This window comes from Bradyrhizobium sp. 14AA, from assembly GCF_054185205.1.
On sequence record NZ_JAVAYM010000023.1, the window covers coordinates 43,826 to 58,024 of the forward strand.

The 14,199-nt window shown below is 65.8% G+C and carries 15 protein-coding genes and 1 tRNA gene; 10 read left to right on the top strand and 6 right to left on the bottom strand.

Going from position 1 to position 14,199, the window contains the following annotated elements:
* Positions 1–34: 34 nt before the first annotated feature.
* Positions 35–1,015 (bottom strand): NADPH:quinone oxidoreductase family protein, encoded by a 981-nt coding sequence (locus RAD15_RS32655; RefSeq protein ID WP_458182582.1) that lies wholly within the window; start codon positions 1,013–1,015, stop codon positions 35–37.
* A gap of 56 nt (positions 1,016–1,071) precedes the next feature.
* The gene (locus RAD15_RS32660; RefSeq protein WP_458182584.1) at positions 1,072–3,129 is read right to left on the bottom strand and encodes an ATP-dependent helicase; all 2,058 of its coding nucleotides are present in this window, start codon (positions 3,127–3,129) and stop codon (positions 1,072–1,074) included.
* A 122-nt stretch (positions 3,130–3,251) separates the two neighbouring features.
* Here RAD15_RS32660 and RAD15_RS32665 point away from each other — a divergent pair, with 122 nt between their 5' ends.
* A complete protein-coding gene (locus RAD15_RS32665; RefSeq protein WP_458182752.1) occupies positions 3,252–3,842 on the top strand; it encodes a TMEM175 family protein in 591 nt (196 codons plus the stop codon).
* A 9-nt stretch (positions 3,843–3,851) separates the two neighbouring features.
* Here RAD15_RS32665 and RAD15_RS32670 read toward each other — a convergent pair whose 3' ends face one another.
* Positions 3,852–4,232: a YciI family protein gene (locus RAD15_RS32670; protein WP_458182586.1), complete on the bottom strand. Its 381-nt coding sequence runs from the start codon at positions 4,230–4,232 to the stop codon at positions 3,852–3,854.
* A gap of 202 nt (positions 4,233–4,434) precedes the next feature.
* Between RAD15_RS32670 and RAD15_RS32675 the strand changes: the two genes are divergently transcribed.
* Together RAD15_RS32675 and RAD15_RS32680 are read left to right on the top strand one after the other, a co-directional pair.
* Positions 4,435–4,620 (top strand): hypothetical protein, encoded by a 186-nt coding sequence (locus RAD15_RS32675; protein ID WP_458182588.1) that lies wholly within the window; start codon positions 4,435–4,437, stop codon positions 4,618–4,620.
* 26 nt (positions 4,621–4,646) lie between these two features.
* Complete coding sequence (locus tag RAD15_RS32680; RefSeq protein ID WP_458182590.1) at positions 4,647–4,850, top strand: hypothetical protein; 204 nt, start codon at positions 4,647–4,649, stop codon at positions 4,848–4,850.
* Between the two features lie 10 nt (positions 4,851–4,860).
* Here RAD15_RS32680 and RAD15_RS32685 read toward each other — a convergent pair whose 3' ends face one another.
* Positions 4,861–5,574, bottom strand: coding sequence for a substrate-binding periplasmic protein (locus RAD15_RS32685; protein WP_458182591.1), 714 nt, complete (start codon positions 5,572–5,574; stop codon positions 4,861–4,863).
* Positions 5,575–5,940: 366 nt separating this feature from the next.
* Here RAD15_RS32685 and RAD15_RS32690 point away from each other — a divergent pair, with 366 nt between their 5' ends.
* From RAD15_RS32690 to fcl, 4 genes are all read left to right on the top strand, one after another.
* Positions 5,941–8,346 carry an ATP-binding protein gene (locus tag RAD15_RS32690; RefSeq protein WP_458182592.1) on the top strand — a complete coding sequence of 802 codons (2,406 nt, stop codon included), beginning with the start codon at positions 5,941–5,943 and terminating at the stop codon, positions 8,344–8,346.
* A 320-nt stretch (positions 8,347–8,666) separates the two neighbouring features.
* Positions 8,667–8,740 (top strand) — tRNA-Gly (locus RAD15_RS32695).
* Between the two features lie 127 nt (positions 8,741–8,867).
* Positions 8,868–9,938, top strand: a complete 1,071-nt coding sequence (gene gmd, locus RAD15_RS32700) for a GDP-mannose 4,6-dehydratase (protein WP_458182594.1) — start codon at positions 8,868–8,870, stop codon at positions 9,936–9,938.
* Positions 9,910–10,875, top strand: coding sequence for a GDP-L-fucose synthase (gene fcl / locus RAD15_RS32705; protein WP_458182595.1), 966 nt, complete (start codon positions 9,910–9,912; stop codon positions 10,873–10,875). Before gmd ends, fcl begins: the two co-directional genes overlap by 29 nt.
* A gap of 30 nt (positions 10,876–10,905) precedes the next feature.
* On the opposite strand, the gene RAD15_RS32710 is transcribed toward fcl, so the two are convergent.
* Positions 10,906–11,841 (bottom strand): sugar kinase, encoded by a 936-nt coding sequence (locus tag RAD15_RS32710; RefSeq protein WP_458182597.1) that lies wholly within the window; start codon positions 11,839–11,841, stop codon positions 10,906–10,908.
* On the bottom strand, positions 11,825–12,871 hold the full coding sequence (locus tag RAD15_RS32715) for an SPFH domain-containing protein (RefSeq protein WP_458182599.1): 1,047 nt from the start codon (positions 12,869–12,871) through the stop codon (positions 11,825–11,827). Before RAD15_RS32715 ends, RAD15_RS32710 begins: the two co-directional genes overlap by 17 nt.
* A gap of 91 nt (positions 12,872–12,962) precedes the next feature.
* Between RAD15_RS32715 and RAD15_RS32720 the strand changes: the two genes are divergently transcribed.
* The 3 genes from RAD15_RS32720 to RAD15_RS32730 all read left to right on the top strand — a co-directional run bounded on the left by RAD15_RS32720 (position 12,963) and on the right by RAD15_RS32730 (position 14,184).
* On the top strand, positions 12,963–13,697 hold the full coding sequence (locus tag RAD15_RS32720) for an NUDIX hydrolase (protein WP_458182601.1): 735 nt from the start codon (positions 12,963–12,965) through the stop codon (positions 13,695–13,697).
* Positions 13,698–13,805: 108 nt separating this feature from the next.
* Positions 13,806–13,970: a hypothetical protein gene (locus RAD15_RS32725; protein ID WP_458182602.1), complete on the top strand. Its 165-nt coding sequence runs from the start codon at positions 13,806–13,808 to the stop codon at positions 13,968–13,970.
* 10 nt (positions 13,971–13,980) lie between these two features.
* Positions 13,981–14,184 carry a hypothetical protein gene (locus RAD15_RS32730; RefSeq protein WP_458182603.1) on the top strand — a complete coding sequence of 68 codons (204 nt, stop codon included), beginning with the start codon at positions 13,981–13,983 and terminating at the stop codon, positions 14,182–14,184.
* Positions 14,185–14,199 lie beyond the last annotated feature (15 nt).

Below are 14,199 nucleotides of genomic sequence, written 5' to 3' on the forward strand. Positions count from 1 at the left end.
CGGCTCACAAGGCTGCGGTTGCCGTTTGTGCGTCCTATTTCGAGATGCGCACGACCATCTTGCCGAGCGCCCCGCGCGTCTGCATGGTCCTGAACGCTTCCCGGAAATCGCCCAGCGCGAAGACGCGACCGACCACAGGCTTTAGCTTGCCCGCGGCCAGCCAACTTGTCAGCTCCGACATCAGGCGCTTCTGCACCTCGGGCTCGCGCGTTGGAAGCTGCGCGAGGTCGACGCCCAGCAGAGCGCCACCCTTCAGCAGTGGCAGGTTGAATGGCAATGCCGGGATCGCGCCGGCGGCAAACCCGACCACGAGATGACGGCCGCGCCAGGCGATGGAGCGAAAGGCCTGCACTGAGATTTCGCCGCCGACGGGGTTGAAGATCACGTCGGCGCCGTGTCCTCCGGTCAATTCCTTCAGCGTGTCGCGCCAGTCGGCCTGTGTGTAGTCGATCACCGCGTCGGCGCCATGTTGTTGCGCGAACTCGCGCTTGTCTGGCGTTGATGCCGCTGCGATCACGCGGGCGCCGAGCAGCTTGCCGATCTGGACAGCCGCGATTCCAGTGCCGCCAGCTGCGCCCAGCACCAAAAGTTGTTCGCCTGCGCAGAGCGAGGCGCGCGCACTGAGCGCATAGAGCGCGGTCAGATAGTTGGCACGAAACGAGGCCGCGACCTCGGCAGCGACGCCGTCCGGCAGGGGATGGAGCGCTGCGGGCGTGACGACGATCTCTTCGGCCAGCGCGCCCGACCGCGTCATGCCCATCACGCGCATGCCGGGCCGATAGCCTCCCGGCTCGCCCGGAGCTTCGGCCACAACTCCCGCGAACTCCGTTCCGGGAACGAAGGGTAGGGGATCCTTGGTTTGATACAGGCCTTGAATCTTCAAGCCGTCGACAAAGCCTATCCCGGCAGCCTCAACCCGGATGCGCAGCTGTCCGGGCTCCATGCGCGGAGACGGAACGTCCTTCAGTTCGATCTGATCGATGGGCGCGTATTGCTCGACGACGACGGCTTTCATGTCGGACCTCTGTGGTTCCAGTTATCCTGACAGGTCTCGACACCGGCCTCTTGCGTCTACCGCCACATCCCCCGCATCTTTGCCCCGATGTCGATCTTCGGGCCTTGCGCTGCGGTACGCGCCGCGCCCGCGGCGGCCTTCGGCCAGGCGGTGCGCTCGAACAGATAGACGAGGGATTCCGGGATGAAGCGGGTGCGCGAGGCGTAGACGTGGCGGTCGCCCTTGGCAGCCTGGCCGTGGACGAAGAAGCGCTGGGGAACGACGAGGTGCAGATCGTCCTTGGCGCGCGTCATCGCGACATAGAGCAGGCGGCGCTCCTCTTCGAGCTCGGCGCTGGTGCCGGCGCCGAGGTCGGAGGGCATGCAGCCGTCGACGACGTTGAGCACGAACACCGACTTCCACTCCTGGCCCTTGGCGGAATGGATGGTGGAGAGGATCAGATAGTCCTCGTCGCGGAGCGGCGGCCCGGATTTGTCGCTGGTCGCATCCGGCGGATCGAGCGTGAGCTCGGTCAAAAATTTTTCGCGCGAGGCATAGCCGCTGGCGATCTGCTCGAGCTGCATCAGGTCGGCGCGGCGCGTCTCGGAATCCTCGTGGATGCGATCGAGATGCGGCTCGTACCAGAGCCGCACGCGTTCGAGATCGGCCGGCCATTCCGAGTAGCGCAGATTTTCAACGGTGCGGACGAAGCCGGTCCAGTCCGCGCCGGTGCGCGCGGGTACCGGCAGCTGGCCAAGCGCATGCAGCGGGTCGGTGCTCTCGGCCATCTGGTCGAGCACGCGCTGCGCGGTCGCGGGGCCGATGCCGGGCAACAGATGCAGGATGCGGAAACCGGCGACGCGATCGCGCGGATTTTCGGCGAAGCGCAGCAGCGCCAGCACGTCCTTGACATGCGCGGCATCGAGGAATTTCAGCCCGCCGAACTTGACGAAAGGAACGTTGCGGCGGGTGAGCTCGATCTCCAGCGGGCCCGAATGCGAGGACGTCCGGAACAGCACCGCCTGGTGCTTGAGCAGCGCGCCTTGCTCGCGGTTGGCCAGCACCTCCTCGACGATATAGCGGGCCTGGTCGGCCTCGTCGTGCACGGTGACGAGCTGCGGCTTTTGCGACGAGGTCCGGTCGGTCCAGAGGTTTTTTGTGAAGCGTTCGCGCGCAAGCCCGATGACGCCGTTGGCCGCCGCCAGCACGGACTGCGTCGAGCGGTAGTTGCGGTCGAGCGTGATCATCTCGGCGCGAGGCGAGAAGCTCTGCGGGAAGTCCAGGATGTTGCGCACGGTGGCGGCGCGGAACGAGTAGATCGACTGCGCGTCGTCGCCGACGACGGTGAGGCCGCGGCCATCGGGCTTGAGCGCCAGCAGGATCGAGGATTGCAGGCGGTTGGTGTCCTGATATTCGTCGACCAGAACGTGATCGAAGCGGCCGCCGATCTCTTCGGCGATCAGCGCATCGCTCATCATCTGCGACCAGTAGAGTAGGAGGTCGTCATAATCGAGCACGTGCTGGGTCTGCTTGGCCTCGACATAGGCGGCGAACAGGCTCTTCAGCTCGGCTGCCCAACCTGCGCACCAGGGATAATGCACCCCCAGCACCTTCTCGATCTCCGTCTCCGCGTTGACGCAGCGCGAGTAGATCGACAGGCAGGTGCCCTTGGCAGGAAAGCGGCTCTCGGTCTTCGACAGGCCGCGCTCGTGCCGGACCAGATTCATCAGGTCGGCTGAGTCTTCGCGATCGTGGATGGTGAAGGCGGGATCGACGCCGATCCGCTCGGCATATTCGCGCAGGAGCCGCGCGCCGATGCCGTGGAAGGTGCCGGCCCAGGTGAGCGCATCGCGCATGATCGCGGCGTTGTTCTCGCCCAGCACCTTGCGGGCGATGCGCTCGACGCGGCCGGCCATTTCGGCTGCGGCACGGCGGGAGAACGTCATCAACAGGATGCGGCGCGGATCGGCGCCCGCGACGATCAGATGCGCGACGCGGTGGGCGAGCGTGTTGGTCTTGCCGGAGCCGGCGCCGGCGATGACGAGCAGGGGGGCGCCCACGGTCGCGCCATCAGCCACGCCATGCTCGACGGCGCGGCGCTGCTCCGCATTGAGCGTGTCCAGATATGTCGCCACGAATCGCCCCGGTGAAAGGGCGAGCGTCGGCGATCCCGCTGCGAATCGCAATGCGGCTGGACGGAACCGAGATTAGGATTTAGGGGGAATATGGCCCGAAGTTCCAGCAGCGCATGCCCGACATGACCGAGCTCAAGCCCGACCAGTTCGAGATGCGGCGGCTGGAATCGCTCAGCAACACCATTTTCGGTGTCGCCATGACACTTCTGGCCTACGACCTGCCCAAGGCCGCGGTGTTCACCAGCGCCCCCGGCTGGAGCGACCTTGCCCAGGTCTATTCCGGCAAGCTCGCCGGCCTTGCGCTCAGCTTCATCATCGCCGGCGTGTTCTGGATCAGCCATCACCGGCGGCTGGCGCGCCAGCCCGTCGGCAGCCGCGGCGTGGTGATCCTCAACCTGTTCTTCCTGCTCTCGATCGTGCTGCTGCCGGTGACCAACGGCCTCTATACCAATTACGGCATGAGCAGCGCAGTCGCTGTGCTCTACGGCCTGCATCTCACCGCGATCGCCGGCCTCAATGCCTGGCTGTGGTGGACGATCCTGGGCGGCTGGCGCCAGGAGATCATGGCCTCGCTGTTTCCGCTTCTGGTGTTCATCCCGGGCACGATCGTTGCGGCGTTCGCGCCGCACGTCGCGCCCTTCCTGTGGTTCATCGCCTTCGGCGGCCTCATGATCCAGCGCTTCTATGTCGCGCGGACCGGGCCGGATGCGTAAGGCGGCGGCTCATCCGGGTGTCGCGCCGAACCCATCGGCCGGCACGTAAAGCTTGACCGGGCGGATTTCGTAGACCGCGGTCGGATTGACCTCACGCAACTTCCGCGCCGCCGCAATCGCCTCTTCATCCGTGTCGTACTCCACGAGATGGAAGCCCAGGAGCTGTTCCTTGGTCTCCGCAAACGGGCCGTCCAGCACCATGCCCGCGCCGGGGCCACGCAGGGTGCGGGCCTTTCGGGTCTCATCCAGACGGGCGGCCGGCCCGAACCGTCCGCTTGCCCTCAGGGGCGCCTGAACCTCGATGACTTTGGCCACGACCGCCGCGTCCTGCTCCGGTGTCCAGGACAAAAGCTCGTCTTCCACGTGATAGGCCAGGATGGCGTACAGCATCGTCACCTCGTTGGTTTTTTCTGCGCAAGCCCGAAGGACGTATCACCGTGCGCGCCGCCGACAATCCCCGATGCACAAATTATTGCGCGGCCGGCAACGACGAAACCGTCCTGAAACCCGATTGCCGCCTTGCGGCGTGAACGCGGCCCGGAACCGCTGCGACTGATGTCCACAAAGAAAAATTGCGATGCTGGAGGCGGCAATGCCGGGTCATACCATCAAGATCATCTGCGACGCGCGTCGGGCGGGACAGTCGGAGCCTGCCGATCTGCACGACCAGAGCAGCCACCACCGCTATTACGGCAGCTCGGCCGAGAATGGCGGCGAGCGGATCGCGGAAAGCCGGCGTGGCAAGCGCCCGCGCGTCCTCGGCGTCTGCGGCTTCTGAAGCCTTCGACGAAACTGTCCTCCGATATGGATGTCCTGCAAATATCGATCGCGGCGATGCCGTTCCTGCTCGCACTGATGAGCCGGTCGGGGAAGGCGATCGCACCGTGCCTGCTGACGAGCATCTTCACGGTGCTGCTCGGCGGGGAGCCTCACCGCGCGGTCATGGCCAGGTGCGTCGGCGTGCTGATCGCCGCCGTGGCCTTGCGCGAGCGGTTTCGCACAGGCTGATCCGGCACTGTTACGGCGCGCTCAGGACCTGCTTGACGATGGTCTCGCGCAGCGTCGCCAACTCGCCGCTGGTCTCCATCTGTGCGATCACCTGGCCGACCTTGGGCACCAGATCGCGATGACGTTCGTGCAGATAATGGTAGATGTGGATGCGCTCGAGCGGCGGCGAGAGCGGGTAGATCCTGGCCTGGAGATTGAGCTTCCTCACCGCGACGAGCCCGCTGAAGAGATCGGTCACCATCACGTCGAAACGGTCGGCGTCGAGCATCTTCACCATGCTCTCGAGACTCGTGGTTGCCGTGACGCGGGCCATGCCGCGCGTGCCGGCCTCCGATGAGCCGACGCCGCGGACGATGCCGATGCTGTAGTCCCTGATCGAATCCCAGCCGGCGACGTCGAAACGAAGTTTCGTCGCGAACACCGCCGGCTCGATGTAGTTGATCGCCGGCGTGACCTGGACCAGCGTCGGGTAGTCGCGCGAGAGCGTACCGATCCGCTGGATCTCGCCGTCGACCTCGCCGGCGCTCGACAATGCCAGCGCGCGCTTGCCGGGGACATCCTCGAATTCCAGCTTGATGTTCAGCCTGGCGTAGACGACGCGCAGCATCTCGCCGCCGACATATTGATCGGGGATGTCGGCGATGCGCGCCAGCCGGATCAGTTCCTGCGCCTGCGAGGGTCCGCTTGCGAGCAGTGACAGGCAGGCGACGATGATCCGCCACATGACGCGTCTCCCTGGTTGTCCATTGCTACCGCTGGAATTCGGATGCCCGCGCGGTCTACCGGAGATGGCGCCTGCGCGGGGGCCATGGAGGTCACCGCTCGCCCGCCATGCGGGCGACTCCGGACTTTCACCGATGTCAATCTAGCACGTGAGGTGATAGCTTGCGCGAGAATCCTGCTGCTGGGCGCAAGATATGACCCTGCCGGCCTCGAGCCGCCCAGTGGTTGACAGGAAATGGGCCGACAGGATTGCCGCGCACGTCGCTTTCAGGCCACGTCGCGTGAAGGGAAAGTCTCAAACGTCGAATTGCTCGAGGCTGCGACCAGGCCGGCCGGAGCAGGTGCCGCCATTCCGGGGATGTGGTGCATGGCCAAGGCAGGTGACGAGGAATCCAATCGCGGCCGCGCCGCTGCGCCGGCGGCTGCGAACCAGGATTTGAGCGGCACCGTGCTCGCGCCGGCAGTGTTCGCGGCGCTGCTGGCGCGAATCTTCAACTGGTCCCGCAGCGGGGTCGGTCCGCGCCTGCTCGCCGCGGTGCTGGTGTTCTCTTCGGTCGTGACGCTGATGTTGACCGCGCTCCAGCTCTATCTGGACTACAATCGCGAGGTCGGACTCATCGAGACGCGGCTCGACGAGATCGGCCGCAGCACCACCGGCAGCCTCGGCGAGAGCCTGTGGAATCTCGACCAGAACCAGCTCAAGCTCCAGCTCGACGGTATCCTGCGCCTGCCCGACATCCGCGCCGCGGAGGTTCGCGAGATCGCCGATCGCTCCAATCCCATCCGTGTTGCGCTCGGCGAGCGAAGCACCCGCTCGGTCGTGACGCGCGACTACCCCTTGAATTACACTGTGCAGGGGGGCGCCCGCGAGATCGGCGCGCTCCATGTCGAGGCGACGCTGAGTGACGTCTATCGGCAATTGCTGAACCGGGCCCTCATCATTCTGGCGAGCCAGGCGGCGAAGACGTTCCTCGTCTCTCTGTTCATCATCTACATGGTCCATCTGCTGGTGACGCGGCATCTCGTCGCCATCGCCGAGTTCGTCAGCAAGTACAGCCTGGCGCGGCCGCCGCCGCCTTTGCATCTGGAGCGCCGGCCGCCCTACGATGCCGACGAGCTGGACAAGGTGATCGACGCCTTCAACACCATGTGCGCGAACCTCGAGCGTGCCTATGGCGAGCTGCGCGAGGCCAATGCGAATCTCGAGCGCGACCTGAATATCCGCCGGCGCGCCGAAGAGGATGCGCGCGCCAGCGAGCAGCGTTTCCGCGACTATGCCGAGACCGCGTCGGACTGGTTCTGGGAGACCGGACCGGATCACCAGTTCACCTACATCTCCGACCGGGCCGGCGCCTTCGGCATGGACCACAAGGCGCTGATCGGCAAGCGTCGCACCGATGCCGCCTTTGACCGCGACGCCGAGCCGGAAAAATGGCGCGCCCATATGGCGACGCTGAATCGCCACGAGCCGTTCCGGAAGTTCGAATATCGCGGCCGCGACGCCTCCGGACGCATGCATCATTTCAGGGTCAACGGCCAGCCGGTCTTCGCCGACGACGGACGCTTCATGGGCTATCGCGGATCGGCGACCGATCTCACCCAGCAGCACGAGACCGAGGAGCGGCTGCGTCAATCCCAGAAGATGGACGCGATCGGCCAGCTCACCGGCGGCGTCGCGCACGATTTCAACAACGTGCTGACCGTCATCACCGGCACCATCGAGATCGTCCAGGAGGGGCTTGCGGACAAGCCCCAGTTCGCCGCGATCGCGCAGCTGATCGACGATGCGGCGGCGCGCGGCGCGGAGATCACCTCGCAGCTCCTGACCTTTGCGCGCCGCCAGCCGCTGGAGCCGCGCGAGATCGACGTCAACGCGCTCGTGGTCGAGACGGCGAAGCTGCTCAAGCCGATCCTCGGCGAGCATATCGAGATCGTGACCCGGCTCGCGGACGACGCCTGGTCCGCGATGGCGGATCCGTCACAGCTCTCTTCCGCGATCGTCAATCTCGCCGTCAACGCCCGTGACGCGATGCCGGGCGGGGGCAGGCTCACGCTCGAGACCGCGAACCGCGAGCTCGACGGCACGGAAGGAGCCGGCGAGGGCGATGTCATGCGCGGCGCATTCGTGATGGTTGCGGTGGCGGACACCGGCCACGGCATTCCGGCCGACATCCGTGAGCGCGTGTTCGAGCCGTTCTTCACCACCAAGGGCGTTGGCCGCGGCACCGGGCTCGGGCTCAGCATGGTCTACGGCTTCGCCCGCCAGACCGGCGGCACCGTCGCCATCGAGAGCGAGGAGGGCCGCGGCACGGTGATGCGGCTGTTCCTGCCGAAATCGAAGGGCGAGGCGCCGGCCAGGACGGCGCCGGTTCAGGCGCTCGCGGCGGCACGCGGGCACGAGACGATACTCGTGGTCGAGGACGATCCGCTGGTGCAGGGCTACGTCATTGCGCAACTCGGCACCCTCGGCTATCGCACGCTCGCCGCCGGCGACGGTGCAGCCGCCCTCGCGTTGGTCGACCAGGGCGCCAAATTCGATCTGCTGTTCACGGACATCATCATGCCCGGCGGCATGAACGGGCGGGAATTGGCCGAGGCCGTCCGGCAGCGCCGGCCAGGGGTGAGGGTGCTCTACACGTCGGGCTACACCGACAACACCCTCGTCCACGAAGGACATCTCGATCCCGGCGTGGCGCTGCTCAGCAAGCCGTACCGGAAGTCGGAGCTGTCGCAGAAGCTTCGCGAGGTGCTTGCGGGCGAGCCGCCCGTCTGAGCTGCGCCGGGCTGCGAAAAAGGCGCGGCGGGGAAGCCCCGTCGCGCCCGATTTCTTGCTCGCTGGTCCAGGGCTGAGAGCGCCCCGATGCCAGGCCTTTCGTCAAAGCCTAGCGGGCGATCCCAGCGAGGTGACAGCGCTTGGGATAAGACACTGGATCACCTCCTTTCGTTGGTTTCGGGACCTCCAATATAGGGCGAAACCCCGCGGCCGTTAAGGGGGCGGGCCAGGAGGCCGGGAACAGGCCCGATCGCGAGGCCGGAAAGACCGGCCTGGGGCAGTTGAGACCGCCGCCCGGCCGTGTTAGGTGATCGCCCAACGCGGGTGTAGCTCAATGGTAGAGCAGCAGCCTTCCAAGCTGAATACGAGGGTTCGATTCCCTTCACCCGCTCCAAATCTCCATCGCGCCCTGTACGAGTTGACCGCAGCGGCCGTTCTGTCAAAGAAGGCCGTCAAATCGACTGTCGGCACGACCGCGCTGACCGCCCGCGTCGTATGATCATCGGGAGCTAAGGGCACATATGGCTGAGCGGATCGCTCTCATCACCGGCGTGACCGGGCAGGACGGCGCCTATCTCGCCGAACATCTGCTGTCGCTCGGCTATGTCGTGCACGGCATCAAGCGGCGTTCGTCCTCGTTCAACACCGCGCGGGTCGATCATCTCTACCAGGACCCGCATGTCGGCAACGTGCCGTTCCTGATGCACTATGGCGACATGACGGATTCGACCAATCTGATCCGCCTGGTGCAGCAGATCCGGCCGACCGAGATCTACAATCTCGCCGCCCAGAGCCACGTCGCGGTCAGCTTCGAGAGCCCGGAATACACCGCCAATGCCGACGGGATCGGCGTGCTGCGCCTCTTGGAGGCGATCCGCATCCTCGGCATGGAGAAGGAGACGCGGTTCTACCAGGCCTCGACCTCCGAGCTCTATGGCCTCGTGCAGGAGATCCCGCAGAAGGAGACCACGCCGTTCTATCCGCGCTCGCCTTACGGCGTCGCCAAGCTCTACGGCTACTGGATCACGGTGAACTACCGCGAAGCCTACGGCATGTTCGCCAGCAACGGCATCCTGTTCAACCACGAGAGCCCGATCCGCGGCGAGACCTTCGTCACCCGCAAGATCACCCGCGGCGTCGCCCGCATCGAGGTCGGGCTCGAAGACACGCTCTATCTCGGCAACCTCTCGGCCCAGCGCGACTGGGGCCATGCGCGCGACTATGTCGAGGGCATGCACCTGATCCTCCAGGCCGACAAGCCCGACGACTTCGTGCTCGCCACCGGCGAGACGCGCTCGGTGCGCGAGATGGTCGAGCTGTCGTTCGCGCAGGTCGGCCGCCGCATCGAATGGCGCGGCAAGGGCGTCGAGGAGACCGGCGTCGATGCCAAAAGCGGCAAGACCGTGGTGAAGATCGATCCGACCTATTTCCGCCCGACCGAGGTCGATCTCCTCGTCGGCGACGCCAGCAAGGCGCGCCAGGTGCTGGGCTGGAGGCCGAAGCGGACCTTTGCCGAACTCGTCGCCGAGATGATGGCGAGCGATCTGGCGGACGCAAAACGGGATGCGGGCAGTGGCAAGCGTACCGTTTGAGCTGAAGGGCAAGACCGTCTACGTCGCCGGCCATCGCGGCATGGTCGGCAGTGCGCTGGTGCGCCGGCTGGCACGGGAAGATGTCAAGCTCATCACCATGGACCGGCGCGAGCTCGATCTCTGCAACCAGGCCGCCGTGTTCGACTGGTTCGCCACGGCGCGGCCGCAAGTCGTGTTCCTCGCCGCGGCAAAGGTCGGCGGCATCGTCGCCAACGACACGCTGCGTGCCGAGTTCATCTACGACAACATCGCGATCGCGGCCAATGTGATCCAGGCCGCGCACCAGAGCGGCGTCGAGAAGCTGATGTTCCTGGGCTCGTCCTGCATCTACCCGAAACTGGCGCCACAGCCGCTGCGCGAGGACTCCGTGCTCACGGGCCCGCTGGAGCCGACCAACGAGCCCTATGCGATCGCCAAGATCGCCGGCATCAAGATGGCGGAAGCCTATCGCAGCCAGTACGGATGCGACTTCATCAGCGTGATGCCGACCAATCTCTACGGCCCCGGCGACAATTATCACCCCGAAATGAGCCACGTGGTCGCTGCCCTGATCCGTCGCTTCCACGAGGCCAAGGTCGCCAATGCGGGGAGCGTCGTGGTCTGGGGCACCGGCACGCCGCGGCGCGAGTTCCTCTATGTCGACGACATGGCGGATGCCTGCGTGTACCTGATGAAAATCTATTCGGATGCGAATCTGATCAATGTCGGCGCCGGCGAGGACATCACGATTGCCGAGTTCGCGCGTGTCGTGGGCGATATCGTCGGCTACAGCGGCGAGATCAGCTTCGACACCTCGCGGCCCGACGGCACGCCGCGCAAGCTGCTCGACAGCAGCCGCCTCGCAAGGCTCGGCTGGCGCGCAACGACCTCGCTTCACGATGGCTTGAGGCGCGCTTACGACGCTTATCTGGCCGGTCTGCCCAAGGCTGCGCAGTAGAGCTGCTGCGGGCGAGACTGCAAGTCGAGCTCACACGATCAGTCGGCCCTGGCGCTCGGCGATGCCGATCTCGGCCTCCGTTCCTGCGTTGAAATCGAGCCGATCGGCCTCGATGCCGTCGCTGAAGATGACACCGTTCTCCGGCATCAGCGACCGCACGCGGAGCGCGTCGGACGAGGCCAGGCGGCCGCAGACGATGCTGGTCTGCGAATGGCGGCTAGGGAAGGGTTCGCGCACCGCGTAGCGCAACTCGCGCGCATCCCAGGCAAGCGCACTGTAGGCCTCGGGCTCGGCCGGATGGCCGAATTCGCCTGCGATCGCGACCGAGCCGGTGACAATGCTCTTGAACCAGGCGGTCGAGCCCAGCCCCGTCGACACGATGAGGCCGCTCGATGACTGTCTTTCCGTCGTGCCGCCGGTGGCGATCTCGTACATCGCGGACACATGCGTGCGCGCGCCGATGAAGAGGTCGTTGACGGCATGCAGCACCTGGCCGTCGGCGAGCCGGGCGCGGGCCATTGTCACGGCCTGGCTCGCGCGCTTCTCTGCCGCGACGTCGGGCAGGAGCTTCGCAAGATCGCGCGGCGCGAAGGGGAGGAGGATGCCGTCATGTCGTCCGGGGTCCGGGTTGAGCCCGATCAGCGGATGGCCGTCGAGATACTTCATGGTGTTGGCGACGACGCCGTCCTGGCCGAGCGCGACCACGATGTCGGACGGCGCGAAAATGAAATTCGGCAGGAAGCTGCGTTCGATCGCCTGATAGCGGCCCCATTGCTCGAGCACCTGCAAGGTCAGGCGCCGCTGCGCGTGGTAGGTCTCGTGCTCGCGCTCATAGTCGGAGAAGTCGGCGCCGAGGTGCTCGACGTAGAACCGTGCCTGCGCCGCGGTCAGGTAGCGCGCGACCAGGTCCTCGAGCCTGGTCTTGCGCGTCACCAGCACGATCTTGCGGTCATTGGCGGCGGGCATTGCCGGCCTCCGGCGCCTTGGGGCGCTCCATCAACTGGCTGAGCAGATCGGGCGAGACGTTGAGCTGGCCGATCTTTTCGGCCTTCTCCGCGATGCCGGTGAAGGCCTGCGCGATCAGCTGGCCCGGCTGCATGCCGGCCGAAGCGAGCGCCTGGATCACGCGGGTGTCGACGCCTTCGAAGATCTTCATCAACGCGCCGACGCGATAGGCCTCGGCATCCGCCAGCGTCCGCGTGTTCTCGGCGTTGAGGCCGACGAAGTCCTTCCGCTTGGCTTCCAGTCCGATGTCCGCGACCATGCCGGCCTGCCGCAGCTCGTGGCGCTTGGCGGCCACGCTCGCCTCGGCGTCCATCTGCGTCTCGCGGATCGAGCGCTTCTTCTGCTCGACGGCAATCTCGGTGTCGAGCTCGCTCTCGCGAATGGAACGCTCCTGCTCGACCGCGAAATTGCGCCGGGCGAAGATCGCCTCGTCGGCATTCTTCAGGATCGCCTCGCGCGCTTCCGCCTCGAGCGCCTTCGCGGTATCAGGCGTCGGCTTGATGCCGCGGATGGACACGCCGAGGATTTCGAGGCCGAGAGCCGCGACATCGGCGCGCGCCTGCAAGCCGGTCGCGATCACCTCGGCGATGCGGTCGGAGGCCTGCAGCGCCTCCTTCAGCGTCAGCATCTTCACGGTCTGCTGCGTCAGCACCTCGACGGCGGCGAGGATGCGCTGCGGCAGCTTCTCCGGATCGTCGGTTTCGTAGTTCTTGCCGTCGGATTTCAGCGTGAAGTCGAGCATCGCGGATGCCTTCTTCGGCTCGTTGATGCGATAGGTGACGTGGCCCTGCACGGTGAGCGTCTGAAAGTCGCGCGCGATCTGCTCGAAGATGAAGGGGGCGTCGCGGCTGCCGATGGGAACGGCGACCAGGGTGGTGACCGGGGCATAATAGAGCGCGGACAAGCCCGCGCCCTCCGCGATGACCGCGCCGGCGCGGTACTTCATCAGATAGGTGGTGGGCTGGGCCTTGATGAATTTAATCCCGAACATGGCCGTCTCCAGTAAGTTGGTCAGAGCAACTAAGTAAGTTGCACTGTACAACTAAGAGGGCTAGTGTCAAGGCCCGAACGGGGAGGCGGTCATGGCGGCCAGACGTGAGACCAAAGGCGTTGAAGGATCAGGACAATTGGACTTCTCCCGGCCGCTCACGACGGTCGACGTGGTCATCTTCGCGATCCGTGACGATGGCCTCCACGTCCTGCTGGTGCAGCGGCCGGCGGTCGACGGCGAGCCGTTTCCGCGGAGCTGGGCGTTGCCGGGCGGTTTCGTGGACATCGCCCGCGACCGGAATCTCCAGGCCTGCGCCGCGCGCAAGCTGAAGGAGAAGACCGGCGTCACGACCCCTTATCTGGAGCAGCTTGGAAGCTGGGGCAGCGCCTCGCGCGATCCGCGGGGCTGGTCGGCGACCCACGCCTATTTCGCATTGATGCCGGAAGCAGCGGTCGCAAAACTGCCTGCCTCGGACGTTCAGTGGTTTCCCGTCGCCGGCGAGGCGGTCGAACCGAAGCTTGCTTTCGATCACGGCGAGATCCTGGGCACAGCGATCCGGCGCCTGCGCAACAAGGTCGAATACACCTCGCTGCCCGCGTTTCTGATGCCGCCGGAATTCACGTTGCCCGACCTGCAACGCGTCTACGAGATCGTGCTCGACCGTCCGTTGGAGAAGAGTGCGTTCCGCACCCGCATCCTGTCGGCCGACATGATCGAGCCGGCCGCCGGCATGCGGCGCGGCCCCAATCGACCGGCGCAGCTCTACCGTCTGAAGACGGGCGGGGATCCCGTGTATTTCGTGCGCACGTTCAATCCACCGGAGTGAGCGCGGTCACTCGGCCCGAGCCGGTTGCATCATGCCAATGTTCTAGGAACCATCACTCCGGGCACGAGTTGGCGCGTCGGGCAGGGCGAAAGTCACACGAGGCCGACAGTGCAGCAAGACGTGCGCGTGCGTACCACCGCAGAGATCGCGGGTCATCAGATGCTCGTGCCGATTCCGATCGCGTGCGCCATCGGCGCGTTCCGGGTTGCCGATGACAGCGGCAACAGGGTGTGGCGGGTGAGCGCGGCGCATCCGCAACTCACGCAGCGATAGGAGTTCGACAATGGGCCTTGCTCAATATGCGATCGTGCCGGTGCAGGACGAATGGGGCGTGCTGCATGACGGCGACGTCAAGAGCAGATACGCCACCAAGGAAGCCGCCTTCGAGTCGGCGGTCGCCGCAGCATCCCTGGCTCTTCGTGAGGGACACGAAGTCCATGTCAGCGTGCCCGGTCGCGTAGCGGGTGAGAATGCGCTCGGAAGCTAGCAGCCTCACGCCACC

What these genes read in the sequence shown, in the direction of transcription:
- RAD15_RS32655 (WP_458182582.1), bottom strand. Translation starts at nt 1,015, where the DNA reads ATGAAAGCCGTCGTCGTCGAGCAATACGCGCCCATCGATCAGATCGAA.
- RAD15_RS32665 (WP_458182752.1), top strand. Translation starts at nt 3,252, where the DNA reads ATGACCGAGCTCAAGCCCGACCAGTTCGAGATGCGGCGGCTGGAATCG.
- RAD15_RS32670 (WP_458182586.1), bottom strand. Translation starts at nt 4,232, where the DNA reads ATGCTGTACGCCATCCTGGCCTATCACGTGGAAGACGAGCTTTTGTCC.
- RAD15_RS32675 (WP_458182588.1), top strand. Translation starts at nt 4,435, where the DNA reads ATGCCGGGTCATACCATCAAGATCATCTGCGACGCGCGTCGGGCGGGA.
- RAD15_RS32680 (WP_458182590.1), top strand. Translation starts at nt 4,647, where the DNA reads ATGGATGTCCTGCAAATATCGATCGCGGCGATGCCGTTCCTGCTCGCA.
- RAD15_RS32685 (WP_458182591.1), bottom strand. Translation starts at nt 5,574, where the DNA reads ATGTGGCGGATCATCGTCGCCTGCCTGTCACTGCTCGCAAGCGGACCC.
- RAD15_RS32690 (WP_458182592.1), top strand. Translation starts at nt 5,941, where the DNA reads ATGGCCAAGGCAGGTGACGAGGAATCCAATCGCGGCCGCGCCGCTGCG.
- gmd (WP_458182594.1), top strand. Translation starts at nt 8,868, where the DNA reads ATGGCTGAGCGGATCGCTCTCATCACCGGCGTGACCGGGCAGGACGGC.
- fcl (WP_458182595.1), top strand. Translation starts at nt 9,910, where the DNA reads ATGCGGGCAGTGGCAAGCGTACCGTTTGAGCTGAAGGGCAAGACCGTC.
- RAD15_RS32710 (WP_458182597.1), bottom strand. Translation starts at nt 11,841, where the DNA reads ATGCCCGCCGCCAATGACCGCAAGATCGTGCTGGTGACGCGCAAGACC.
- RAD15_RS32715 (WP_458182599.1), bottom strand. Translation starts at nt 12,871, where the DNA reads ATGTTCGGGATTAAATTCATCAAGGCCCAGCCCACCACCTATCTGATG.
- RAD15_RS32720 (WP_458182601.1), top strand. Translation starts at nt 12,963, where the DNA reads ATGGCGGCCAGACGTGAGACCAAAGGCGTTGAAGGATCAGGACAATTG.
- RAD15_RS32730 (WP_458182603.1), top strand. Translation starts at nt 13,981, where the DNA reads ATGGGCCTTGCTCAATATGCGATCGTGCCGGTGCAGGACGAATGGGGC.